The 22,592-nt window shown below is 63.0% G+C and carries 22 protein-coding genes and 2 tRNA genes; 11 read left to right on the top strand and 13 right to left on the bottom strand.

Going from position 1 to position 22,592, the window contains the following annotated elements:
- Positions 1–136 precede the first annotated feature (136 nt).
- From CRP40_RS20160 to CRP40_RS20150, 3 genes are all read left to right on the top strand, one after another.
- The gene (locus tag CRP40_RS20160) at positions 137–922 is read left to right on the top strand and encodes a hypothetical protein (protein WP_027915466.1); all 786 of its coding nucleotides are present in this window, start codon (positions 137–139) and stop codon (positions 920–922) included.
- Entirely contained in the window at positions 919–1,371 is a 453-nt protein-coding gene (gene rimI / locus CRP40_RS20155; RefSeq protein ID WP_023533216.1) for a ribosomal protein S18-alanine N-acetyltransferase, read from the top strand. The genes CRP40_RS20160 and rimI overlap by 4 nt, the downstream gene beginning before the upstream one ends.
- Positions 1,372–1,504: 133 nt before the next feature.
- On the top strand, positions 1,505–2,008 hold the full coding sequence (locus tag CRP40_RS20150; RefSeq protein ID WP_033695098.1) for a D-Ala-D-Ala carboxypeptidase family metallohydrolase: 504 nt from the start codon (positions 1,505–1,507) through the stop codon (positions 2,006–2,008).
- On the opposite strand, the gene CRP40_RS20145 is transcribed toward CRP40_RS20150, so the two are convergent.
- On the bottom strand, positions 1,948–2,865 hold the full coding sequence (locus CRP40_RS20145; RefSeq protein ID WP_027915464.1) for a LysR substrate-binding domain-containing protein: 918 nt from the start codon (positions 2,863–2,865) through the stop codon (positions 1,948–1,950). The two genes, CRP40_RS20150 and CRP40_RS20145, sit on opposite strands and share 61 nt — an antisense overlap.
- A gap of 177 nt (positions 2,866–3,042) precedes the next feature.
- Here CRP40_RS20145 and CRP40_RS20140 point away from each other — a divergent pair, with 177 nt between their 5' ends.
- Complete coding sequence (locus CRP40_RS20140; RefSeq protein ID WP_027915463.1) at positions 3,043–3,654, top strand: LysE family translocator; 612 nt, start codon at positions 3,043–3,045, stop codon at positions 3,652–3,654.
- Positions 3,655–3,736: 82 nt separating this feature from the next.
- Here CRP40_RS20140 and CRP40_RS20135 read toward each other — a convergent pair.
- A tRNA-Met gene (locus tag CRP40_RS20135) sits at positions 3,737–3,813 on the bottom strand.
- A 314-nt stretch (positions 3,814–4,127) separates the two neighbouring features.
- Between CRP40_RS20135 and CRP40_RS20130 the strand changes: the two genes are divergently transcribed.
- The 3 genes from CRP40_RS20130 to CRP40_RS20125 all read left to right on the top strand — a co-directional run bounded on the left by CRP40_RS20130 (position 4,128) and on the right by CRP40_RS20125 (position 6,835).
- Positions 4,128–5,342 (top strand): MFS transporter, encoded by a 1,215-nt coding sequence (locus tag CRP40_RS20130; RefSeq protein WP_027915462.1) that lies wholly within the window; start codon positions 4,128–4,130, stop codon positions 5,340–5,342.
- A 116-nt stretch (positions 5,343–5,458) separates the two neighbouring features.
- A complete protein-coding gene (locus CRP40_RS22055) occupies positions 5,459–5,596 on the top strand; it encodes a hypothetical protein (RefSeq protein ID WP_165919232.1) in 138 nt (45 codons plus the stop codon).
- A gap of 78 nt (positions 5,597–5,674) precedes the next feature.
- The gene (locus CRP40_RS20125) at positions 5,675–6,835 is read left to right on the top strand and encodes an MFS transporter (RefSeq protein ID WP_027915461.1); all 1,161 of its coding nucleotides are present in this window, start codon (positions 5,675–5,677) and stop codon (positions 6,833–6,835) included.
- A 77-nt stretch (positions 6,836–6,912) separates the two neighbouring features.
- On the opposite strand, the gene CRP40_RS20120 is transcribed toward CRP40_RS20125, so the two are convergent.
- Together CRP40_RS20120 and CRP40_RS20115 are read right to left on the bottom strand one after the other, a co-directional pair.
- The gene (locus CRP40_RS20120) at positions 6,913–7,866 is read right to left on the bottom strand and encodes a FecR domain-containing protein (protein ID WP_027915460.1); all 954 of its coding nucleotides are present in this window, start codon (positions 7,864–7,866) and stop codon (positions 6,913–6,915) included.
- On the bottom strand, positions 7,853–8,368 hold the full coding sequence (locus CRP40_RS20115; RefSeq protein ID WP_027915459.1) for a sigma-70 family RNA polymerase sigma factor: 516 nt from the start codon (positions 8,366–8,368) through the stop codon (positions 7,853–7,855). Before CRP40_RS20115 ends, CRP40_RS20120 begins: the two co-directional genes overlap by 14 nt.
- Before the next feature lie 171 nt (positions 8,369–8,539).
- On the opposite strand from CRP40_RS20115, the gene CRP40_RS20110 reads away from it, so the two are divergent.
- Genes CRP40_RS20110 through CRP40_RS20100 form a run of 3 tightly spaced genes read left to right on the top strand, consistent with a single transcriptional unit; the run spans position 8,540 to position 12,729 of the window.
- A complete protein-coding gene (locus CRP40_RS20110) occupies positions 8,540–9,163 on the top strand; it encodes a DNA-3-methyladenine glycosylase (RefSeq protein WP_027915458.1) in 624 nt (207 codons plus the stop codon).
- A gap of 36 nt (positions 9,164–9,199) precedes the next feature.
- Positions 9,200–10,255 carry a bifunctional DNA-binding transcriptional regulator/O6-methylguanine-DNA methyltransferase Ada gene (gene ada, locus CRP40_RS20105; RefSeq protein WP_027915457.1) on the top strand — a complete coding sequence of 352 codons (1,056 nt, stop codon included), beginning with the start codon at positions 9,200–9,202 and terminating at the stop codon, positions 10,253–10,255.
- A 56-nt stretch (positions 10,256–10,311) separates the two neighbouring features.
- Complete coding sequence (locus CRP40_RS20100; protein ID WP_027915456.1) at positions 10,312–12,729, top strand: DUF3772 domain-containing protein; 2,418 nt, start codon at positions 10,312–10,314, stop codon at positions 12,727–12,729.
- Position 12,730: 1 nt separating this feature from the next.
- Here the strand turns inward: CRP40_RS20100 and CRP40_RS20095 are convergent, their stop codons facing one another.
- On the bottom strand, positions 12,731–13,531 hold the full coding sequence (locus tag CRP40_RS20095) for a helix-turn-helix transcriptional regulator (protein ID WP_027915455.1): 801 nt from the start codon (positions 13,529–13,531) through the stop codon (positions 12,731–12,733).
- Positions 13,532–13,629: 98 nt separating this feature from the next.
- Between CRP40_RS20095 and CRP40_RS20090 the strand changes: the two genes are divergently transcribed.
- The gene (locus CRP40_RS20090; RefSeq protein WP_027915454.1) at positions 13,630–15,090 is read left to right on the top strand and encodes an MFS transporter; all 1,461 of its coding nucleotides are present in this window, start codon (positions 13,630–13,632) and stop codon (positions 15,088–15,090) included.
- A 122-nt stretch (positions 15,091–15,212) separates the two neighbouring features.
- On the opposite strand, the gene ychF is transcribed toward CRP40_RS20090, so the two are convergent.
- The 8 genes from ychF to CRP40_RS20050 all read right to left on the bottom strand — a co-directional run bounded on the left by ychF (position 15,213) and on the right by CRP40_RS20050 (position 22,014).
- A complete protein-coding gene (gene ychF, locus CRP40_RS20085) occupies positions 15,213–16,313 on the bottom strand; it encodes a redox-regulated ATPase YchF (protein WP_027915453.1) in 1,101 nt (366 codons plus the stop codon).
- 24 nt (positions 16,314–16,337) lie between these two features.
- The gene (gene pth / locus CRP40_RS20080; RefSeq protein ID WP_027915452.1) at positions 16,338–16,922 is read right to left on the bottom strand and encodes an aminoacyl-tRNA hydrolase; all 585 of its coding nucleotides are present in this window, start codon (positions 16,920–16,922) and stop codon (positions 16,338–16,340) included.
- A gap of 79 nt (positions 16,923–17,001) precedes the next feature.
- The gene (locus CRP40_RS20075) at positions 17,002–17,601 is read right to left on the bottom strand and encodes a 50S ribosomal protein L25/general stress protein Ctc (protein ID WP_027915451.1); all 600 of its coding nucleotides are present in this window, start codon (positions 17,599–17,601) and stop codon (positions 17,002–17,004) included.
- 120 nt (positions 17,602–17,721) lie between these two features.
- On the bottom strand, positions 17,722–18,663 hold the full coding sequence (locus CRP40_RS20070; RefSeq protein ID WP_003247410.1) for a ribose-phosphate pyrophosphokinase: 942 nt from the start codon (positions 18,661–18,663) through the stop codon (positions 17,722–17,724).
- A gap of 48 nt (positions 18,664–18,711) precedes the next feature.
- A tRNA-Gln gene (locus tag CRP40_RS20065) sits at positions 18,712–18,786 on the bottom strand.
- A 19-nt stretch (positions 18,787–18,805) separates the two neighbouring features.
- Positions 18,806–19,666 (bottom strand): 4-(cytidine 5'-diphospho)-2-C-methyl-D-erythritol kinase, encoded by an 861-nt coding sequence (ispE, locus tag CRP40_RS20060; protein WP_027915450.1) that lies wholly within the window; start codon positions 19,664–19,666, stop codon positions 18,806–18,808.
- A 4-nt stretch (positions 19,667–19,670) separates the two neighbouring features.
- Complete coding sequence (gene lolB / locus CRP40_RS20055) at positions 19,671–20,288, bottom strand: lipoprotein insertase outer membrane protein LolB (protein WP_023533208.1); 618 nt, start codon at positions 20,286–20,288, stop codon at positions 19,671–19,673.
- A gap of 4 nt (positions 20,289–20,292) precedes the next feature.
- Complete coding sequence (locus tag CRP40_RS20050) at positions 20,293–22,014, bottom strand: tetratricopeptide repeat protein (RefSeq protein ID WP_027915449.1); 1,722 nt, start codon at positions 22,012–22,014, stop codon at positions 20,293–20,295.
- Positions 22,015–22,592: the final 578 nt, after the last annotated feature.

Here is a 22,592-nt window from a genome sequence, read left to right as displayed (position 1 = left end):
GCTGATCGAGCCGCCCGCCTGCTGTGGCTTGCCCAGGCAGGCAGGGCATGCGTAAAAAACCGCCGAGCAGATGCGGCACTGGCAGGTTATCGGCGGTAGAATGCGCACCTGTCCCAACCCCCCTCGGATGACCGCCTTGCTTACCGAACAACGTCGCCGCGCCTACCTGTCCGCCATGCAAGTGGTGCACTGGCTGCCGCGCGCCGAGCTGCCGTTCGCCGCGCCGTCACGGCCTGAACTGCTGCTGCCGTTGGCGCCGCCCGAGGACATCGATTTCGAGCCGCCGCCACGCCAGGTACCCGACCAATCGCCTGTCGCCCCCCAGGCCCGTGTCATCGAGCGGCCGAAGATCGAGGTGCCGCGGCCGGGCGCTTCCGCCAAGGCTGCGGCCAAGCCTGTAGAGGCGCCCGAGCAGGCTGCGACACCTCGCCCAGTGCCGGTGCCGCCTCCGCGTTTTGCCTTGCAATTGCTGCGTGCCGGCGATTGCCTGTTACTGGTCGAGCTGGCCACCGGCCAGCCTTTCCAGAGCCGTGACCCGTCCTACCTGCTGCTCAAGGATATGCTGCGCGCCGCCGGCCTGCCCGACGCCCCGCAAATCGTGGGTGAGCCGGTGCGCTGGCCGCTGCTGATGCGCGGCAACATGGACCAGGGCCCGGACGCGGCCCGCGATTTCGTACAGGGTTTTGTCCAGGCTCGCCTGGAGGAAGCGCCCTGCACCTGCCTGTGGCTGGTGGGCATGCCTGCGCTGCGCTTTGCCGCCGGCGCCGACGACCAAGCCTATTATCAAACCCTCAAGCTCGACGGCCTGGGCGAGGCCTGGGCCTTGCCGGGCCTGGAACTGTTGATGGACGAGCCGCAGCGTAAAGCGGACGTCTGGAAAGCCATGCGCCAGCTGATGGCGCGCTGGAAACGCGTTGAATGAGTGACTCGATCAGTTTTCGCCCCATGACCGAGGCGGATCTGGATGCCGTGCTGAAAATCGAATATGCCGCGTTCAGCCACCCCTGGACCCGCGGCATCTTTCTGGATGCCCTGAAATCCTATGAAGTCTGGCTGATGTTCGATGGGCAGCAACAGGTCGGCCACGGCGTGATCAACGTGATCATCGACGAAGCCCACCTGCTCAACATCACCGTCAAGCCGGAGAACCAAGGGCGCGGCCTGGGCCTGCGGCTGCTCGAACACCTGATGTCGCGCGCCTACCAGCTCAACGGCCGCGAGTGTTTCCTTGAGGTGAGGGCCAGCAATCCGGCGTATCGCCTGTACGAGCGTTTTGGCTTCAATGAAATCGGCCGCCGGCGCGACTATTATCCAGCTGCGGGTGGTCGCGAGGATGCGTTGGTGATGGCCTGCACGTTGTTCCCGGACTGAGCCAGCGGCAGGGTGCCGCTGCCATGACGTGCAGGGGTGGGCCATGTCGAAGAAACGGAGTGTGGTCGCCGCGCTGCTGCTGGCGGTAAATTCAGTGCCCAGCGGGGCCGTGGCCGATGAGCGCGACCTGTGGATGTTCGCCCAGTGGGCAGGTGACCACCCGACGCGGCCTTTTCGCGACATGCTCGTGCAGGCACGTTTGTACGGTGTTGTGCCGATTCATCAGCTCCTGCGCTCGGCCTCGGACTGGAAAGTGTGCCGGGCTTCACCGTTTGCCGTGCCGCCCAAGCAACATTGGCCGGCTGTGCGCGCTACGCTGTCGTTGCTCCGAACACTGGGTGAGCAAGGGGCCTTACCCGATTTCGAAGTGGTCTCCGCCTACCGTGACCCGGGCCTCAACCGCTGTGCCGGCGGGGCGATCGGCAGCGCGCATACACAAGCATTCGCCGTGGATGTCCTGCTGGCGCCTTGGGCCGACCCCAACCCGCTGTGCCGGTTCTGGCAGCAGCACGGCCAGGCATGGGGCATGGGCCTTGGCCGCTACCCGAGCGGTCGCATCCACCTGGACACGGCCGGCTACCGCACCTGGGGCGGCGATGGCAGCGCGGCGTCATCCTTTTGCAGCAAGCCCAGGTGAGTCAGGCAGCCCTGGCATTCCTGTTTCACCCATTCGGCAAACCGCTGGCGCTTGCCTGCATCATTCAGAGGGCAGGGGCTCAACAGGTGGTAGGCCGAGCCATCGCGTACAAAGCCCAGGGGCGCCTGTAACTGCCCTGTATCGAGTTCGTCACGCACCATCAAGGCGGATGCCATCGCGACCCCCAGCCCTGCGCTGGCCGCCTGAATCGACAGGTAAAAGTGCTCGAAGTCGCTACGCTCGCCCGCGATGGCTGTCTCACCTGTAAGCCGCAGCCAAGTGGCCCAGGCGTCGGGGCGGGTCGCACTGTACAACTGTCGATGGCCTTGCAGCTTCGGCGACAATGGCGGACGCCCCACAGGGCCAATCCACTCGTCACAGATCTTCTGCTGATGCAGCGTCATGCCCCAATGAAAGTCGTCGCGGCGGATAGCGATGTCGACGTTTGTGCGGGCGAAGTCCAGCGGGCCGCCTGCGGCCACCAGCTGCAATTGAAGATCAGGGTGGGCAGCGTTAAGACGCGGCAGGCGCGGGATCAGCCAGCGCATGGCGATGGTGGGCTCGCAGGAGACGACCAACACCGGATTGTCATCGCTGTCCTTGAGCCGCTGCACCGTGCTTTCGAGCTGTTCGAAGATGGCTTGGGTCGTGGCATGCAGTGCTCGCCCCGCCGAAGTCAGGAACACGGCGCGATTGCGTCGTTCGAACAACGCCACCTCCAGGCTTTCCTCGAGCAAGCGCACCTGGCGGCTGACGGCGCCATGGGTGACGTGCAGGCACTCGGCTGCGCGGATGAAGCTTTGGGTGGTGGCTGCGACGTCGAAGTAGCGCAAGGCGGCCAGGGGTGGAAGCTTCATGGCAGGCATGGATTCCTGATGGGTGCGGTATGCGCGTATGGAAAAACCAGCCAATACGCGTGATGAAGCACGATGAAAACTCACCGATTTCACGCACTTTAAATCGTTTTTAGGCGCCTGATAAGCGTTCGATAATGCCTGACCTGTGCATGTTCATCGCCTATCGAGAGTCCATGAATGACTGAAATCTTCGCTGTCGCCTTGTTTACCCTGCTAGCGGTCATCAGCCCCGGCGCCGACTTTGCAATGGTCACCCGATGCAGTTATGCGCAAGGGCGCATTGCTGGCCTGGCCGCTGCCGTGGGTATTGGCCTTGGGGTTCAGGTGCATGTGCTGTACACCGTGCTCGGGCTATCGATCATCGTGACTCAAAGCCCGACACTGTTCTTGTGCATGAAGGCCATTGGTGCGTGCTACCTGCTGTACCTGGGCTATCGGTCCTTGACCAACACTGTGCGCGTGCGTCTTGACGACAAAGGTGCTGCAGGCGGGGCGCTGCAAGCGCTGCGCACCGGGTTTTTGACCAATTGCCTGAACCCCAAGACCATGCTGTTCGTCATCAGTGCGTTCAGCCAGGTGGTGGAGCAGGGCAGCCCGCTGTGGCTCAACCTGGCCTACGGCGCATTCATGTCGCTTGCGCACTGGGCGTGGTTCAGCTTGGTCGCTGTGTTTTTTTCCAACACCGTATTGCGCAAGGCAATGATCGAGCGGCAAATCATCGCAGACCGGGTGATCGGGGTGGCACTCATTGCGCTGGGGCTGATGGTGGCGATGAGCAGTGTGGGTTGATTGCACCGGCTGCCGAAAACCGCCTGACTTTCTGGCAGGCAAAGAAAAAGGGCTTACCTTGCGGTAAGCCCTTCGTCTTGTTTGGTGGCTACACAGGGACTTGAACCCCGGACCCCAGCATTATGAATGCTATGCTCTAACCAACTGAGCTATGTAGCCGATGGCGCGCATTATTCTCTTGAACGGCCCCCCTGTCAACACGATTTTTAAAAAAAATTTACACGCTTTCAAAAACTTAGCGAGCGATCGCGTGATGCGTAGCGTTATCCATCCCCTGAAAAGCCCGAATCGTAGGGGTGATCAGCTCCAGTTAGGGCCTTTACCTCTTTGTACCGCGCATCCGCTCGCTCCTGTCTGACGCCCACCACAGGCCTGGGAAAATGGCTGCCAGACTGGATCTGGAAAAAAAGGTAGCTATGTATCTATTTGTATCCCGATAATCGGAGCCCAGCTTTCCGACGGAGATCCAGGCCATGGCCATCCCCAGCGCCGCCCCGGCGTCCACTCAAGCGCAGGCGAGCACCGCTACACCGCTGGTGATGCGCATCATCGGCTTCTGCGCCTTGGCGCACCTGATCAATGACCTGATCCAGTCGGTACTGCCGGCCATCTACCCGATGCTCAAGGCCAATTACGACTTGAGCTTCGCCCAGATCGGCATGATCACCCTGACATTCCAGATCACCGCGTCGCTGCTGCAACCCTGGGTAGGCTTTTTCACCGACCGCCGGCCCACGCCCAATCTGCTGCCCATGGGCACGGTGTGCACGCTGATCGGTATCGTGCTGCTGGCATTCGTCGGCAGCTTCCCGATGATTCTGCTCGCCTCGGCCCTGGTGGGCATCGGCTCTTCGACATTCCACCCCGAAACCTCGCGTATTGCGCGATTGGCCTCCGGAGGCCGCTTTGGCCTGGCGCAATCGACTTTCCAGGTAGGCGGCAACACTGGGTCTGCCCTGGGTCCGTTGCTCGCAGCGGCCATCGTCATTCCGTTCGGGCAAACCCACGTCGCCTGGTTTGGCGTGGCTGCACTGTTCTTTCTCGCCGTGACCCTGATGCTGCGCCGCTGGTACATCGAGCACCTGAGCCAGGCCAAGGCGCGCAAGGCGGTACAGGCTACCCATGGCATCTCCCGCGCACGCGTGGTTGCCGCGCTAGTGGTGCTGGGGCTGCTGGTGTTTTCCAAGTACTTCTACATGGCGAGCTTCACCAGCTACTTCACCTTCTACCTGATCGAGAAGTTCGGCGTTTCGGTCGCCAGTTCCCAGTTGCACCTGTTCCTGTTCCTGGGCGCGGTAGCGGCGGGCACCTTCTTTGGCGGGCCCATCGGCGATCGCATCGGGCGCAAGGCGGTGATCTGGTTCTCGATTCTGGGTGTGGCACCGTTCACCCTGGCACTGCCCTACGCGGACCTGTTCTGGACGACGGTACTGAGCGTGGTGATCGGCTTTATCCTGGCCTCGGCATTCTCGGCCATCGTGGTGTATGCCCAGGAACTGGTGCCCGGTAGCGTAGGCATGATCGCGGGCATCTTCTTTGGCCTGATGTTCGGCTTTGGCGGCATCGGCGCGGCATTGCTGGGCTATGTGGCTGACTTGCGCGGTATCGAATACGTGTACGGGCTTTGCTCGTTCCTGCCCCTGTTCGGGGTGCTGGCGGTATTGCTGCCGAGCACTGGCAAGCGCTGATGATCAACGGGGCAGGGATGCCCCTTGACGCCACAGTCACTGGGGCGATTGACGGTATCGCCTGCTCTGGCCTAGAGTGCCGCCTCTTGCTCACTTTATGCGTAGTAGCCAAAGCAATGCGCCGTTTCCAGTCCTTGCCCTGTTGCCGTCAGCCTGCCCTGGATGGGCTGCGCCGTGCCTGGCCGAGTGACACCGTGCTCAAGCGCCGCCGCAGCGTCCTGTTTGCCTTCACCTTCTCGCCACACCTGAACTGATCAGCATTTGAACAGCGTCCGCCGTGCTGGTGGGTGCGTTTTTGTCTGCACGTCTTATCGGTTTGCTGGGAGTGGTTCATGAACATACGTTTGCTGGCGGGCTTGCTGTTCGCCGTTTCGGTCGTGGGATTCAGCCTGGGCGCGACCCTGCCGCTGGTGTCGTTGCGTCTGCACGAGGCTGGCGCAGGCACCCTCGAAATCGGGATGATTTCCGCCATCCCCGCGGCCGGCATGATGCTGTCGGCATTCCTGGTGGATGCCTGTTGCCGGTATTTCAAGCGACGCACGCTCTATTTGCTGTGTTTCAGCCTGTGCACGCTCAGCATCGGCCTGCTGGAGCCTGCATTCGCCTCGTTGTGGGGGCTGGCGGTCTTGCGCCTGGCGTTGGGCCTTGGCATGGGTATCGCGATCATTCTCGGGGAATCGTGGGTCAACGAACTGTGCCAGGAACATAACCGCGGCAAGATCATGGCCCTCTACGCCACCAGCTTTACCGGTTTCCAGGTGCTTGGACCGGCGATGCTGGCGGTGCTCGGTGCCCACAGCCCATGGATCACTGGCGTGGTCACGGCCTGCTATGGTCTGGCGTTGGCGTGCATTGTGGTAACGGTTCCCAATGACCGGGTGCTGCACGCTGAAGACGACAAGAGCTTCGGACTGGCCGGCTTCTTCCGCGTGGCCCCGGCCCTGTGCGTGGCCGTGCTGTTCTTCTCGTTTTTCGATGCGGTGGTGCTCTCGCTCTTGCCGGTGTATGCCAGCAGCCACGGATTTGCCGTGGGCGTGGCGGCACTGATGGTGACCGTGGTGTTCGCAGGGGACATGCTGTTCCAACTGCCGCTGGGCTGGCTTGCCGACCGCATCGAGCGCACTGGCCTGCACCTGGCGTGCGGGGTAGTAGCCATGGCCATTGGCATAGGGTTGCCCTGGTTGCTGAACATGACGTGGCTGTTGTGGCCGTTGCTGGTGGTGTTGGGCGCGGTCGCGGGCGGTATCTATACCCTGGCGCTGGTGCTGATAGGCCAGCGTTTCAAAGGGCAGGACCTGGTCACCGCCAATGCCAGCGTCGGGCTGTTGTGGGGCGTCGGCAGCCTGGTAGGGCCGCTGATCAGCGGTGCCGCCATGGACGTCGCGCCCCACGGGCTGCCCATGGCGCTGGCATTGATGGCCGGTCTGTTCGTGTGCTTTGCACGGCAGTCTCATCGGCGTGAGCAGCCGTCGTGCACACCCTCTGAAAACTAGCAGACTTCCGTGCAGGAACGGCCTTGCAGGTTACCCAAGTGATTGCCAACTGGCGCCCCTGACGGCCATGCCGAGACCTAAGCGGCATCGATGTTGACCCAATACCGGGTGTGGTAATCGATACGCACCGGCAGGCTGCGGGCCAGTAGTTGCAGGATCTGATTGGTGTCGGCCAGCTGGTAGGTCCCGGAAACCTTGAGGTTCGCCACCGCTGGCGCGCAGCGCAGCAGGCCGGGGCGGTATCGGTTTAGCTCGGCGACGAAATCCGCCAGCGGCATTTGCCGAACGCTGAGTACACCTTCCGTCCAGCCCCAAGGGTCACTGGGCGGCGTGATGGCCTGATGGCCTCCATTGGCCTGCACGCGCAAGGTCTCGCCGGAATGTACCCGCACTGGCGTGGCACCGGTCATCACCGTGGCTTCGCCCCGGCGCACCGCCACCAGTAAGTCGTGATCGCTCTGGCGCACCAGCAGTTGCCCGTCGAGGGTGCGCAGGGTGGCCACTCGGGTATTGATGAAGAACGGGCGCTTGTCGGCAGGGTTGCTGTCCAGGCTGACTTCACCGCGCAGAAGCGCCAGGCGGCGTTGGCCCGCCGTGAAACGTAGGTCGATGGCACTGGCGGTGTTCAGTTGGATGCGGCTGCCATCGCTGCCTTGCAGTTGTCGGCGCTCGCCGGTGGCCGTGGCACTGTCGGCCAACAGCTCTGGCAGGCCCAGCGGCTCACGCGCCATCCACCCAAGGCCGCTGCCGACCACCAGCAAGGCCCCCAGCTTGAGCTGGTCGCGCCGGCTGATGCCTTGGCGTTCGCTGCCTTGGAGGGTACGACGGCTGAGGTCCTTGGGCAGCCCGGCGAGCTCATCGCCCAGGTTGCTGACGCGCTGCCAGGCCAACCCATTGTGAGGGTGCAAGGACAACCACCGTTGGAACTGCGCCTGGGCATCCGGGCCGGGGCTGCCGAAGCGTAGCCTGACCAACCAGTCGATGGCCTGGTCGACACGGGCCTGGGCCGGTGCTTGGTCAGGCGTCGGCATAACGCAACCGGTAGCAAGTCTTGAGCGCCTTGGCCAGGTCGCGCTCCACGGTCGCTTTCGAAACGCCTAGCAGCAAGCTGATCTGGATGATGCTCAGCCCGTCCAGTTGCGCATGCAGAAAGGCCTGGCGAGCACGCGGCTTGAGCTGGTGCAGGGCACGGTCGAGCCGCTCCAGGCTATCGAGGATGACCAGCCTGTGTTCTTCGCTCGGGATGTCGGTTTCGGGTAGATGTGCCAGGCTGTCCTGGTAGGCCCGCTCCAGCGCCCGGCGACGAAACTGGTCGATCATCAGGCCACGGGCGATGCTGCTGAGGTAGGCGCGAGGCTCTTTCAAAGGCGAGGTCTGCCGGGCGCGCAACAGCCGCACGAAGGTGTCCTGGGCCAGGTCGGCTGCATGTTCGCTGCAACCGACGCGACTGCGCAGCCAGCCGCGCAACCACGCATGGTGGGATTGGTAGAGCAGGGCGACCTCGGTCGGTTTGAGCGTGTCGGGAAGCTGCATCGTCGCCACGGTCGGTTCCTGTCAGGTGTGATTGTGAATGGTTCTCAATTCTATGCGGGTAGGGCTGTGGCGAGCAATGCTCCCTCAGGAATTACTTGCGCAAGATCTGGCAGTCGGCCGATGAGTGGCTGGGTTAAGCTGGCATCTCCTCTGGTCGATGGAGCCGCTTCAATGTTGATCGACGCCGAACCTGTCGCCTACCGGCAAGCGGCCGAGTACCTGAGTGGGCTGGATGCGGACTGGGCACGGCACATCGCCGCCGTCGGCCCCTGCCGCCACCGTACTACTCCGGGGCGCGAACCCTTCGAGGCACTGGTGAGGTCGGTCGCTTACCAGCAACTGCACGCCCGTGCAGGCGACGCCATCCTTGGACGACTGCTGGCGCTGTTTGGGCCAGGGGTTTTCCCCACGCCCACCCAACTGCTGGCAGCGGACCCTGCCGCCTTGCGCAGCTGCGGCTTTTCGGCCAGCAAGCTGGGCACGGTGCTGGGCATTGCCCAAGGTCGCCTGGACGGTGTCGTGCCAACCCGCGAGCAGGCCCTGGGCATGACCGACGACGAATTGATCGAGCGCCTGGTGACCCTGCGTGGGGTCGGGCGATGGACGGTTGAGATGCTGCTGATCTACAGCCTGGAGCGTCTGGATGTGCTGCCGGTCGACGACTTTGGCGTACGCGAGGGCTATCGGCGGCTCAAGGCTATGGAAAAAGCGCCGACGCCTGCACAGATGCGCGCGTTGGGCGCCGTCTGGCGACCTTATCGCACCATCGCTGCCTGGTACTTGTGGCGGACCTGAGCGCCTGCCGAACTGCACTTAGCCCGGAAGATGAACATGACAACCTATACCACTCCCGAGCAGCGCTGGCAGGCCGTCGCGGCGCGTGTTGCCGAGGCGGCGGACCATTTCGTCTATGCCGTGCGCACCACCGGTATCTACTGTTATCCAGGCTGCAAGGCCAGGCTGCCCCTGCGTAACAATCTGGAGTTCTTCGAGTCCCCGGCATTGGCCGAGGCAGCAGGCTACCGCGCCTGCAAGCGCTGCGCGGGCCCGCCTGCCATGTCGGCGCGTACGCGGCGCCTGGTCAGCAGTGCCTGTCGCCTGATCGAGGCGTGCGATCTACCGCCCAGCCTGGCGCAGTTGGGCGAGCGCCTGGCCGTCAGCCCGTTCCATTTACATAGGCTGTTCAAGGCGCAAACCGGCCTTACCCCCAAGGCCTATGCCGAGGCCTTCCGCGCCCAACGCCTCAGGACCAGCCTGGGGCAGGGGCAGGGCTCGGTCACCGATGCCATTTTCGAGGCGGGCTACAACTCCAGCAGCCGCTTCTATGCCGGCGCCGAGCAGCGCCTGGGCATGCCACCACGGCAGTTTCGCGCAGGTGGCGCCGGGGTGACCATCCGCTTCGCCGTGGGCCAGTGCTCGCTAGGTGCCATCCTGGTCGCCCAGAGCGAAAAGGGCATCTGCGCGATCTTGCTTGGCGATGAGCCCGAGGCGCTGGTGCACGCCCTGGAAGACCAGTTCTGCAACGCCGAGCTGGTGGGTGCCGATGCCGAGTACGAACGGGTCGTGGCGCAGGTCATCGGGTTCGTCGAGGCGCCGGCGCTCGGTCTGGACCTGCCGCTGGATGTGCAGGGCACCGTCTTTCAGGAGCGCGTGTGGCAGGCGCTGCGTGAAGTACCTGCCGGCTGCCGGGTCAGCTACAGTGACATCGCCCAGCGCATAGGCGCCCCCAAGGCGGTGCGGGCAGTGGCCAAGGCCTGCGCGGCCAACCGTATTGCCGTGGCCATTCCGTGCCACCGGGTGGTGCGCCGGGACGGCGACATCAGTGGCTACCGCTGGGGGATCGAGCGCAAACGGCAATTGTTGGCACGCGAAACAGCCCTCTCCTGATGGCCCGAAGCGGCGTAGAATCGCTTGCCAGATCGAATTGCAAAGAGGAATGTTCGATGAGGCGTGTCAGCCTTGCCCGCTTTAGTCACAGCCTGATGCTGTTGCTGGCGCTGATCGTGGCAGCGTCCAACCCAGCCTGGTCGGCGCCGGCCCCTGCGGCGACGGCGCAGGCTGCCGCCGACGCACCGGCACTGGACGAAACTGCGACCGTTGACCAGCTCAGCGACCGGCTGGACCAGATTCGCCAGGGCGTCACCAGTGACGCCAACGATGACCTGCTGGCGCAATTGCGCATGGCGGCCGTGCAGGTCCAGCGCCAGGCCGATGCCTTGAGCACCCAGCGTGCAGCCGATGCGCAGAAGGTGGATGACCAGTTGAAAGTCATCGGCCCGGCGCAGCCGGACGAGCCTGCGCCCTTGACCCAGCAGCGCAAGGCGCTGGAGGCCGAGAAGAAAACCCTGATGGCCCAGCAGGACCAGGCCACTAAGCTAACCCAGTCGGCGCGGGACCTGTCCACGCAGATCGTCAACCTGCGCCGCAGCCTGTTCAACTCGCAGATATCCAGCCGGGCAGCGTCGCCGTTGAGCCCTGCGTTCTGGCAGAGCATGATCCGCCCGACCCAGGACGACGTGGCACGGCTGCATGACCTGCGTGGCGAGATCACGGATGCGCTCGACAGTGCCCTGAGCGCCGAACACCGCTGGCTCTTCTTCGCCAGCCTGATCGCCTCGATCCTGGTATGGACCCTGGTGCGAGGGTTGCTGGAGCGGCTGTTGGCCAGGTCCATGGTGCGCTGGTTGCCAGAGGGGCGCTTGCGTCGCAGTGCCTTGGCCGTGGGCGTAAGCCTGGCGACCCTGGGCACCATTGCCGGCTCGGTATCGTTGCTGCGCTGGGGCGTTGAAAGCAGTGCGCAACTGGGTTCGGACCTGGCCAGCCTGACCGACCACATCCTTGCCCTGGTGGTGTTCAGCGCCTTCATTACCGGCCTTGGCCGGGCATTGTTGATGTTGCAGCGCCCCTCCTGGCGTTTGCCGGCGATTGCGGACGAAGTGGCCGAGGCCCTGGGCTGGTTCCCCAAGGTGCTGGCACTGGCCTTGATGGTGATGATGACCCTGGAGCGGGTCAACAGTGTGATCGGCGTCAGCCTGGCCCTGACCGTAGCGGTCAATGGCCTTACCGCTCTGGTGGTGGCGTTGATTTTCGCCGGCGCCCTGATGGCCTACCGCCGTGCTCGGCGTCGGCATGGTATTGACCGGGCAACGGGCCTGGCCGGTTTGATCCCGTTCGTGATGGTGGTGTGGCTGGCTGCGATCCTGCTATCACTGATCACCGGCTACCTGACCCTGGCCTATTACCTGACCGCCAAGCTGCTGTGGGTCAGCCTGGTCGTCACGTGCGCCTACTTGCTCACGACGTTCCTGAGTGATCTGTGCGAAATGCTGCTCTCGCCTCGCCAACCGGGTGGCCTGGCGCTGGCGTCCACGCTGGGCCTGGCACCACGGCACCAGGCGCAGGCGAGCACGGTGCTGGCCGGCATTGGCCGCACCGTCGTGGTGATTCTGGCCCTGCTGCTGACTTTGATGCCGTCGGGCACCAGCCCCAGCGAACTGTTGCTGAGCCTGGGGGACTGGGACGGCACGGGCGGCAAGCTGCTCGGCAACCTGAACATCGTGCCCCAGGACATCGTGCTGGCCCTTGGCATCCTGGCTGGCGGGATGCTGGCCATTCGTGTGGTCAAGCGCTGGTTGAGTGAACGCCTGCTGCCGGAAACCGACATGGACGCCGGCATGCGCGCCTCGCTGGTCACCCTGGTGGGTTACCTGGGCTTCCTCTTCCTGGCCATGCTGGTGATGTCGACCCTGCACATTAACCTCACCAGCCTGACCTGGGTGGTGAGTGCCTTGTCGGTCGGTATTGGTTTCGGTCTGCAGCAGATCGTGCAGAACTTCATCTCCGGCCTGATCCTGCTCACCGAACGCCCGGTCAAGGTGGGCGACTGGGTGAGCTTGGCGGGTGTCGAGGGAGATATCCGTCGTATCAATGTGCGCGCCACCGAGATCCAGATGTCGGACCGCTCCACTGTGATCGTGCCCAACTCGCAGTTCATCTCCCAGAACGTGCGCAACGTGACCATGGGTAATGCCCTGGGTGTGGTGGGTATTACCCTGACCTTGCCCCTGGACACTGACGCCAACCGGGTCCGTGAGCTGCTGCTGACCGCCTTCCAGGAGCACGAGGCCATCCTCGAAGCACCGGCGCCATCGGTGTCGTTCAAGGACCTGACCAATGCGGGCATGGTAATTGGCGTCAGCGGTTATGTGGCAGGACCGCGGTTGGTGGGCGGGGCCCGCAGTGACCTGCTGTTCACCATACTGGGGCGCCTGCGCGATGAAGGTATCGCCCTGTCGGCGCCGCAGAGCATGGTGCTGCTGCAGGACGGGCAACGCCCGGACGACGCTGAAAAAGACGCGTGACCTATGGGCTGCCTGGCAGCCCATCTTGACGTGCGTACACCACCAGCCGAAGGTGCCGGTCTTCATCGACGGTCAGCGAGGTATGCTCGAACGGCTGGGCCTGCCCATCAATGACCAGTTGGCGCACACCGCTGCAGGGCGCGTGCACGTCGTGGGTGCGCCAGCCGGCCTTGAAGGCTGGCGAGACGTGCTCCAGTTCGTCCACCAACGCGTGGATATCGGCCTCTTGCGTGGCCCGGGCAAAGTCGCGGCGAAAGCTTGCCAGCATCAGCGGGGCCTGGCTGTCCCAGTCGTGCAAGCGCCCATGCACTGTTGGGTCGGTGAACAGCAGCCAGAGCAGATTGCGCCGCTCAGGCGGGTGCGGGGCGAACCCGAACAGTGCGTCGGCAGGCCCATTGAACCCCAGCACATCCCAGCGCAGGTTGAGGACGAAGGCCGCGTGCGGCAGGTCGTGCATCAAACGCCGTACCAGCGACGGCAAGACACACCAGGTCTTGCCTGGCTCAGCGGGCGGACGGGCATGTGCCAACAGGAACAGATGGCGACGCTCGGCGGCATCGAGTTTCAACACCCGCGCCAGGTTGTCCAGAAAACTGGCCGACACGCCGATGTCGCGGCCCTGCTCCAGCCAGGTGTACCAGGTCAGTCCGACACCCGCGAGCGCGGCAACCTCTTCGCGTCGAAGCCCAGGTGTGCGCCGGCGGCCGCCGCTTGGCAAACCGACGTCCTCGGGCGACAGGCGCTCGCGCCGCGAGCGCAGGAAGTCGGCCAGATCGGATCGTGTACGTTGCAGCGTTCGCATGGCGTGTCTCGTTGCTTTGAGTAATAGCATAAACGGTTAAATTGTAATGGTTTATAGGCCATCCCAGAATGCCTGTGTCTAAATTCTGGAAAGGCACGATGAACGCCAATACTCCTCTCCCGTTAACGCCCACACATCGCCTTGGAAGCCCGCCGTGGGTAGGTCTGTCGGTACTTTTGCTGGCAGGCTTCGTGACGATCTTCGACCTGTTCGTGGTCAACGTCGCCATCCCGAGTCTGCAGACCGGGTTGAACGCAAGCTTCGCGCAAATCGGTTTCATCGTGGCCGGCTATGAGCTGGCGTTCGGCGTGTTGCTCATTACCGGGGGGCGCTTGGGGGACGTATTTGGCCGTCGCCGGTTGTTCATCGTCGGTATGGCAGGGTTTACCGTGGCATCGGCGTTATGCGGCCTGGCGCCCAGTGCTGCTTTTCTGATCAGTGCGCGGGTTGTACAGGGGCTGGCCGCCGCGCTGTTGTTCCCTCAGGTCTATGCTTCGATCCGGGTCAACTTCGATGCCCAGGACAGCCGCCGCGCGTTCGGCTTGCTGGGGATGACGCTGGGGCTGTCTGCCATAGCGGGGCAGGTGCTGGGCGGCTGGATGGTGCATGCTGACCTGTTCGGATCAGGCTGGCGCAGCATCTTTCTGATCAATGTGCCTATTGGGTTGCTCGCCATCGTGGCGGCGCGCTACATCCCCGAGAGCCGCGCCCCCCAGCGCCCGGACCTGGACTGGGCAGGCGTGGCGCTGGTCAGCCTGGGCCTGGCATTGCTGCTTGTGCCGCTGATCGAAGGACCGGGGCAGGGGTGGCCTGCCTGGAGTTTCTGCGCGCTCGGCCTGGCACTGGCCTTGCTCGCGCTGTTCAAGCGACAGCAGGAACGGCGACGAGCGACCGGCAACTTGCCATTGGTGGATATGCAACTGCTGGCGCAGCGTCGCTTTGCACTGGGTGCGCTACTGGTGCTGGTGGTCTATTCCACATCCAGTTCCTTCTTTCTGTGCTTCGCCTTGTTGATGCAAAGCGGGCTGGGTCTGGATCCCTTCAGGGCCGGCAGCATCTTCGCACCCTGCAGTGTTGGTTTCGTGCTGGCATCGCTCGCTGCCCCACGGCTGGTTGCGCGCTGGGGAATACGTGCCATCGTGGCAGGGGCATTGCTGTATGCCCTATCGATCGGGTTGCTCATTGCCCAGGTGCAGACGGCAGGCGCGCAGTTGGTAGCCGTTCGGCTGATCCCGGTACTGATCGTGGTGGGGGCGGGCCAGGGGTTGGTGATGACCCCTTTGCTCAACCTGGTGCTGGCCTTGGTTGACGAAGCGAAAGCGGGCATGGCCTCGGGCGTGATCTCGACCGTGCAGCAGGTCGGTGCGGCGCTGGGGGTGGCCGTAGTTGGGATTTTCTTCGCGGCGGCCCTGCCAGGGGCGGAGGGCTCATTCGTTCAGGCCGGTCAGTATGTGCATGGGTTTGTGGCTGGCATGCTCTACAACCTGGGTGCCGCAGTGATGGTGATCGCCTTGCTGGTGATGCTGGCAGGCGAGCAGCGGTCTGGGGGAGGTGAGTAGGCACAATGCACCGGTGCAATGCTCTTGCTTTTTCCGGGCTTGAATAAAAACAGGAGCGTTCGGCAGGCCCTCGATTGGGCTACTGAACGCTCCTGCTTGTTTACGCCGTGGTTGTCAGCGGATCAGACGTTGAAGCGGAAGTGCATCACGTCGCCATCTTTGACGATGTAATCCTTGCCTTCCAGACGCCACTTGCCGGCTTCCTTGGCGCCGCTCTCACCCTTGTACTGGATGAAATCGTCATAGGCCACGACTTCGGCACGGATGAAGCCTTTCTCGAAGTCGGTGTGGATCACCCCGGCCGCTTGTGGGGCGGTGGCGCCTACGCGCACGGTCCAGGCACGTACTTCCTGCACGCCGGCCGTGAAGTAGGTCTGCAGGTTCAGCAACTCGTAACCGGCACGGATTACACGGTTCAGGCCAGGTTCTTCCAGGCCCAAGGCCTCGAGGAACATGTCCTTTTCCTCACCGTCGTCCAGCTCGGCGATTTCCGCTTCGATCTTGTTGCACACCGGTACGACCACAGCGCCTTCTTCTTCGGCGATGGCCTTCACTACGTCCAGGTGCGGGTTGCTCTCGAAACCGTCCTCGGCGACGTTGGCGATGTACATCACCGGCTTGCTGGTCAGCAGGTGGAAGCTGCGGATCAGGGCCTTTTCGTCGGCGCTCATGTTCTTCATCAGGCTGCGCGCTGGCTTGCCTTCGGTGAAGTGCGGGATCAGCTGTTCCAGAATGGCCTTCTGCGCCAGGGCTTCCTTGTCGCCACCCTTGGCGTTGCGGGCCACTTTCTGCAACTGCTTTTCGCAGCTGTCGAGGTCGGCAAAGATCAGTTCGAGGTCGATGATCTCGATGTCGCGCTTGGGATCGACGCTGTTGGAAACGTGAATCACGTTCTCGTCTTCGAAGCAGCGCACCACGTGGGCGATGGCGTCAGTTTCGCGGATGTTGGCGAGGAACTTGTTGCCCAGGCCTTCGCCTTTCGAAGCACCGGCCACCAGGCCTGCAATGTCGACGAATTCCATGGTGGTGGGCAGAATGCGGTTGGGCTTGACGATTTCAGCCAGCGCATTGAGGCGCGCATCGGGCATGGGCACGATACCGCTGTTCGGCTCGATGGTGCAGAAAGGGAAGTTCTCTGCCGCGATGCCAGACTTGGTCAGGGCGTTGAACAGGGTGGACTTGCCGACGTTGGGCAGGCCGACGATGCCGCAATTGAAACCCATGGGTATTCCCCTCTCTAAAGGAAATCAGGCCTTCTGGCTGTGCAGCTCGCGCATCGCCTTGGCGAAGTCGCCAGCGAGCACGTCCGGCAGCACACCGAGGGCAAAGTCGATGCTGGCGTCGAGCTTCTCCTGCTCGGCACGCGGTGCGCGGCCCAGGACGAAGTTGGAGACCAGCTTGGCATCACCTGGATGGCCAATACCGAGCCGCAGGCGATGGAAGTCGTTCTGGTTGCCGAGCTGCGCGATGATGTCGCGCAGGCCGTTGTGCCCACCATGGCCGCCGCCGCGCTTGAGCTTGGCAACGCCGGGAGGCAGGTCGAGTTCGTCATGCGCCACCAGTATGGCCTCCGGCTTGATCCGGAAGAAATTGGCCAACGCCGCCACGGACTGGCCGCTACGGTTCATGTAGGTGGTGGGGATCAGCAGGCGAACATCGTTACCCTGATGGCTGAACTTAGCCGTCAGGCCGAAATATTTCTTGTCAACGGTCAGCGAGATGCGCTGGGCGCTGGCAATGCGTTCAACGAAAAGAGCCCCTGCGTTATGCCGGGTCTGTTCGTATTCGGGGCCGGGGTTACCCAGGCCGACGATCAACTGGATGGCGGTCACGTCAGGGGCTCTTCCTTGGAGTTGGTGGGTTACAGGGCGCGCGGCACTGTAACCCGATCAACGCCGGCGTGCGAGTGGATTACTCGGCAGCGCCTTCTTCCTCAGCTTCAGCGGACACGCGTGGGGCGTGAACGTTGGCAACTGCTTTGTCATCACCGTGGGCCAGAGCGACGAACTCTACGCCTTTCGGCGCTTTCAGGTCCGACAGGTGGATGATGGTGCCGATTTCAGCATTGGCCAGGTCGACCTCGATGAACTCAGGCAGGTCTTTGGCTTCGCAGGAAACTTCCAGCTCCGACTCAACGTGCGAAATTTCGCCGCCTTTCTTGACCGGGCCTTCTTCGTTGATGAAGTGAACCGGTACCTTGGCGGTCAGTTTCTGGCCAGCAACGACGCGGATGAAGTCGGCGTGCATGATGAACTGCTTGGCCGGGTGGCGCTGCATGGCCTTGATGATGACGTTCTGCTTGACGCCGTCAACGTTCAGTTCGATGACGTGGCTGAAGGCAGCTTCGTTTTCGAACAGCTTGGTGATTTCCTTGGCCACGATGGTCAGGGATTGAGCTTCTTTATCACCACCGTAGACTACGGCTGGGATGCTGGCGGAGTGACGCAGGCGGCGGCTCGCACCTTTCCCCAGGTCAGTACGCACTTGGGCGTTCAGATTGAAATCAGTCATTTTGTTTCTCCAAAATAGCCCCCCGAGGGCGTTTGCGACCAGCGCCAACGGGGATGGCAAAAAAGCCCCGCCCCAGCGGATGTGCTGGGGCGGGGCGCTTTTCGTCAGCGTGCGTTCCGCTTAGCGGAACATCGCGCTGATCGATTCTTCGTTGCTGATGCGGCGAACCGCTTCGGCGACAACCGGTGCGATATCCAACTGGCGGATACGGTCACAGGCTTGAGCAGCGGCGGACAGTGGAACGGTGTTGGTCACCACCAGCTCGTCCAATACCGACTTCTCGATGTTCTCGATCGCGCGGCCCGACAGGACAGGGTGCGTGCAATAGGCGTAAACCTTGGCAGCGCCGTGCTCTTTCAGGGCTTTGGCCGCATGGCACAGGGTGCCGGCGGTGTCGACCATGTCGTCTACCAGGATGCAGGTGCGCCCTTCGACGTCGCCGATGATGTGCATCACTTCGGAGTGATTGGCCTTTTCACGGCGTTTGTCGATGATACCCAGGTCGACACCCAGGGACTTGGCGACAGCGCGTGCGCGCACGACACCACCGATGTCCGGGGAGACGATCATCAGATTCTCGAAACGCTGGTCTTCGATATCGTCGACCAGTACGGGCGAGCCGTAGATGTTGTCGACCGGGATATCGAAGAAACCCTGGATCTGGTCAGCGTGCAGGTCGACGGTGAGTACACGGTCGATACCCACGACAGTGAGCATGTCAGCGACGACTTTGGCGCTGATGGCTACACGTGCCGAACGCGGACGGCGGTCCTGGCGGGCGTATCCGAAGTAAGGAATCACGGCGGTGATTCGGGAAGCTGAGGAGCGGCGGAAGGCGTCGGCCATCACTACCAGTTCCATCAGGTTATCGTTGGTCGGTGCACAGGTCGGCTGAATAATGAAGACGTCTTTACCGCGGACATTTTCATTGATCTCAGTGCTGATTTCGCCGTCGGAGAATTTACCGACAGAGACGTCACCGAGAGGGATATGCAGCTGACGTACGACACGCCGAGCCAGATCGGGGTTAGCGTTCCCCGTAAAGACCATCATCTTGGACACGCGCAGTACCTGAAGGCTGAGGGTATACCTGGATGAGTATAAGGAAAATGGCAGGGGCGGCTGGATTCGAACCAACGCATGGCAGGATCAAAACCTGCTGCCTTACCGCTTGGCGACGCCCCTGTATCTGTTGCTGCGAGCGCTAGGCACTCGACTTCTTGACCAGACTTTGCAGCTTGCGATGCAACATCGAAATATTGCTTCCTTTCGCCACAAACCCTGTTTGGGTCGCTGAAAGAAGGGCCAGAACTTTATCAGCTTCGGCTTTGCTTGGGAAGGCCCCAAACACACAACTTCCAGTTCCGGTTAGTCGAGCCTCTGTGAACTTCCCCAGCGAATTCAGCGCGTTGCGAACTTCCGGGTAATTCTGCTCTACCACCGGTTGGCAGTCATTTCGACTGTTTCCCTTGGGAACGGGGCGCATCTTAAGGGGGAGAGAATCACGTGTCAACTGCGGATGTGAAAAAATTTCTGCTGTGCTTACAGACACTTGCGGAACCAGCACCACATACCACGGCTGTTCCGGATCGACCGGCGTGAGCTGTTCGCCCACCCCCTGGGCAAAGGCGGCATGCCCGCGCACGAATACCGGGACATCGGCACCCAGGCCGAGGCCCAGGGCCGTCAGGCGATCTTCATCCCACTCCAGCTGCCACAAGTGAGCAAGGCCAAGCAGGGTGGTGGCGGCATCTGAGCTGCCGCCGCCGATGCCGCCGCCCATCGGCAGCACCTTGTTCAGCCAGATGTCCGCGCCCAGGGGCGTACCCGATTGGGCCTGCAGTTGGCGAGCGGCACGCACGATCAGGTTGCTGTCATGGGGCACGGTATCGAGGTCGCTGTGCAGGCGGATGACACCGTCTTCCCGCACGGCGAAGCTCAGCTCGTCACCGTGGTCGAGAAACTGGAAGACCGTTTCGAGTTCGTGGTAGCCATCGGCACGGCGGCCAATGATGTGCAGCCACAGGTTCAGCTTGGCCGGCGCGGGCAGGGTGAGCGCTTGCATCGACTCAGTGTCCTAGCTGGCGGGGCTGCCAGTCCTTGACCACCAGGGTCACGTCCAGGTCCTTGCCGTGTAGCTTGAGGCGTTCGGGCAGCCAGTAACCGTTGTGCTCGGCATAGCTCAGGTACTCGACCTGCCAGCCGTCCTGTTCGAGGCTGGCCAGGCGGCTGTCGCCGTCGAGGGTCAGCTTGCTCTTGGTATCCGGTGCTGGCAGGCCGCGCACCCACCAGACCAGGTGGGAAACGGGCAGCTTCCAACCCAGTTGTTCTTCCAGCAGCGCTTCGGGGCTGGTGGCTTCGTAGCGGCCCTGGTTAGCCACTTCCAGCACCACGGCGTCAGGCCGGCCGGTCAGGCGTGCGGCCCCACGGCCCAGTGGCCCGGCCAGGCGAATGTCGAAATAGTCCTGGCGCTGCAGCCAGAACAGGGTGCCACTGCCTGAGTCGCGTGGGGCACGGATGCCCACCTTGCCGTTGATCTGCCAGCCGTCGAGGCTGCTCAACTGCTGTTTGTGGGCACGCCACTGCTGCGGGTCGCCGTGGCCCTGCAGGGCCTCGCGGCTGCCGATGCCGGCGCAGCCGGCCAGGAGGGCGATGAGGGTGAAGGTAACGAAGTGGCGCAATAGCATGGTCTTAAAGGGTCTCGGATCCGGTCAGGCGTAGGAGGGTCTTGCGCAGCACGGGGCTGTCGGCCTGGGCTTCGAAGCCCTTGGCCCACACTTGGCGGGCTTCGCGCCGCTTGCCGTTGGCCCAGAGCACCTCGCCCAGGTGGGCGGCGACTTCATGGTCGGGGAAGCTGGCGAAGGCCTGGCGCAGGTAATCCTCTGCTTTGTCGAGGTTGCCCAGGCGATAGTTCACCCAGCCCAGGCTATCGAGCACCGCCGGATCGTCTGGGGTCAGCTGATGAGCCTTGTCGATCAGGGCCTGGGCTTCGGCGTAGCGGGTGGTGCGGTCGGCCAGGGTATAACCAAGGGCATTCAGGGCCATGGCGTTTTCCGGCTCGCGGGCAATGATGGCGCGCAGGTCCTTTTCCATCTGGGCAAGGTCATCGCGCTTTTCGGCGAGCATGGCACGGGTGTAGAGCAGGTTGAGGTCGTCCGGGTAGCGCTGGATGGCTTGTTGCAGCACCTGGCTGGCCTGGGCGTCCTTGTTGTTATTGCTGTAGCTTTCCGATTCGATCAGGAAAAGCTGAATCGCGTAGTCGGGCTGGGCCTCGCGGGCTTCGGCCAACAGGCGAGAGGCTTCGGTGCCGCGGCCGTTGGCGATCAGGATATCGGCCTGGCGCAGTTGCGCGGCCAGGTAATCGGGCCCTGGCCCTACCAGGGCGTATTGGCGCAGGGCACCTGCCGGGTCGTGGCGCTCTTCGCGGATACGGCCAAGGTTCAAGTGCGCGGCATCGGTGTTGCTGTCGCGTTCGACCAACTCCTGCAGGTAGCCTTCGGCTTCGTCCCACTCCTTGTTCTCAAGGCACACCAGCGCCAGGGAATAGCGCAGCTCATCGTCCTCGGGATACTGCTGGACCAGGCTGACGAATTCACCCTTGGCGTCGGCAATGCGGTCCTGTTCGACCAAGGTCCGGGCATAGGTGAGCCGCAGGCGCTTGTCGTCGGGGTTGTCGCGAATCGCCTTGCGCAGCAGGGGGAGGGCTTCAGGGCCACGGTCCAGGGCTTGCAGCAAGCGAGCGCGCAGCAGGATGGGGGCGATTTCGCCGTTTTGTGGCGCGTGCGATTCGAGCAGCTCAAGCGCCTCTTCGGCCTTGCCGTCCTGGTTCAGCAGCAAGGCCTTGCCGAAGATCAACTGACCGTTGTCGGGGTACTTGGCCAACAGGCGTTCGAAGCTTTGTAGCAGACCGTCGCGTGTGCTCTGGTCGGTTTCGGCAGCCGACAGGGCCAGAAAATCGAAATGGGTATCGCCCTGGCCTTGCAGGACTTTTTCCATATAGGCCATGGCATCGTCATAGCGGCCTGCGCGGGCCAGCTGGATGGCGGCGGCGCGTTGCGCATCGAGGTTCTGCGGGTCGTTGCGGGCCCAGATGAGGGCGTTGTCCAGCGCCGGTTCATCGGCGCCCAGGTATTCGGCAATGCGGTAGGCGCGCTCGGAGACGCCTGGGTCCTGGGTTCGCGCGGCCTCGTCGGTGTAGTTGGCCAGGGCGATGTCGAAGCGATTGCGTTGCCCGGCGAGCTCGGCTACCAACAGGTTATAGAGCGTATCCTGCTTGAACGAGCCGTACACCATGGGCTTCTCGGCTTCGGGTTTGCCGACGTCGGCGGCAGCCGGCTCGGCCTTGTGCGCGGGCAGGCTCTGGCAACCCTGGAGCAGGGCGAAGGCAAGCAGCAATGCGTAGGGTCTGTTCATAGAGGGCTTATAAGGAGACTCACCGGCGGTTGGGGCATGATGACACAAGCGCGGTGGCAAACCCACCGGGCCAAGGTATGAAGCGGATCCTTCGCTTATGAAGACCGCGACATTAGGATGTGGTTCGGCTTGCAGCGCGGGAGGTGGCCAGGTCGGCGGACTACGGACCTGTGCGTGGCCATCGCGCAAGGGCTTGCTGCTGGCAAGCCCGCAGTATACCCCCCTCCATCCTAGTGCCCATGCCATGCCATGCCATGCCCATGCTTTTGCATCTGCTTTTGCTTCTAAGTGCGCGGTAGCTCAGGCGCCGCAGATCGCGACTTCAGGAGGCCGAGCGCAGGGCTTGCGGAGGGAGGTGACGGGCATGGATGCCCGTCAAGCGCTGGGCCCCAGGATGGGGCCTGCAGCGCGGTCCTCCCGGGAGCAAGCCCGGAGCGAGGGAACCCCGGAGCGTAGCGTAGGGGCCGGATGATAGGAGCAGGCGGTTTTTGCTTACTTTTTGACAAGACAAAAAGTGAGCCGCCGTAAGGGCGGAAGGGTGACTGTGCGCCACCCGCGCCAATGAATACCAACTTGCT

Source organism: Pseudomonas sp. URMO17WK12:I9 (genome assembly GCF_900230165.1).
GTDB classification, from domain to species: Bacteria; Pseudomonadota; Gammaproteobacteria; order Pseudomonadales; family Pseudomonadaceae; genus Aquipseudomonas; species Aquipseudomonas fulva.
This window is presented reverse-complemented; position numbering and strand designations above follow the sequence as displayed.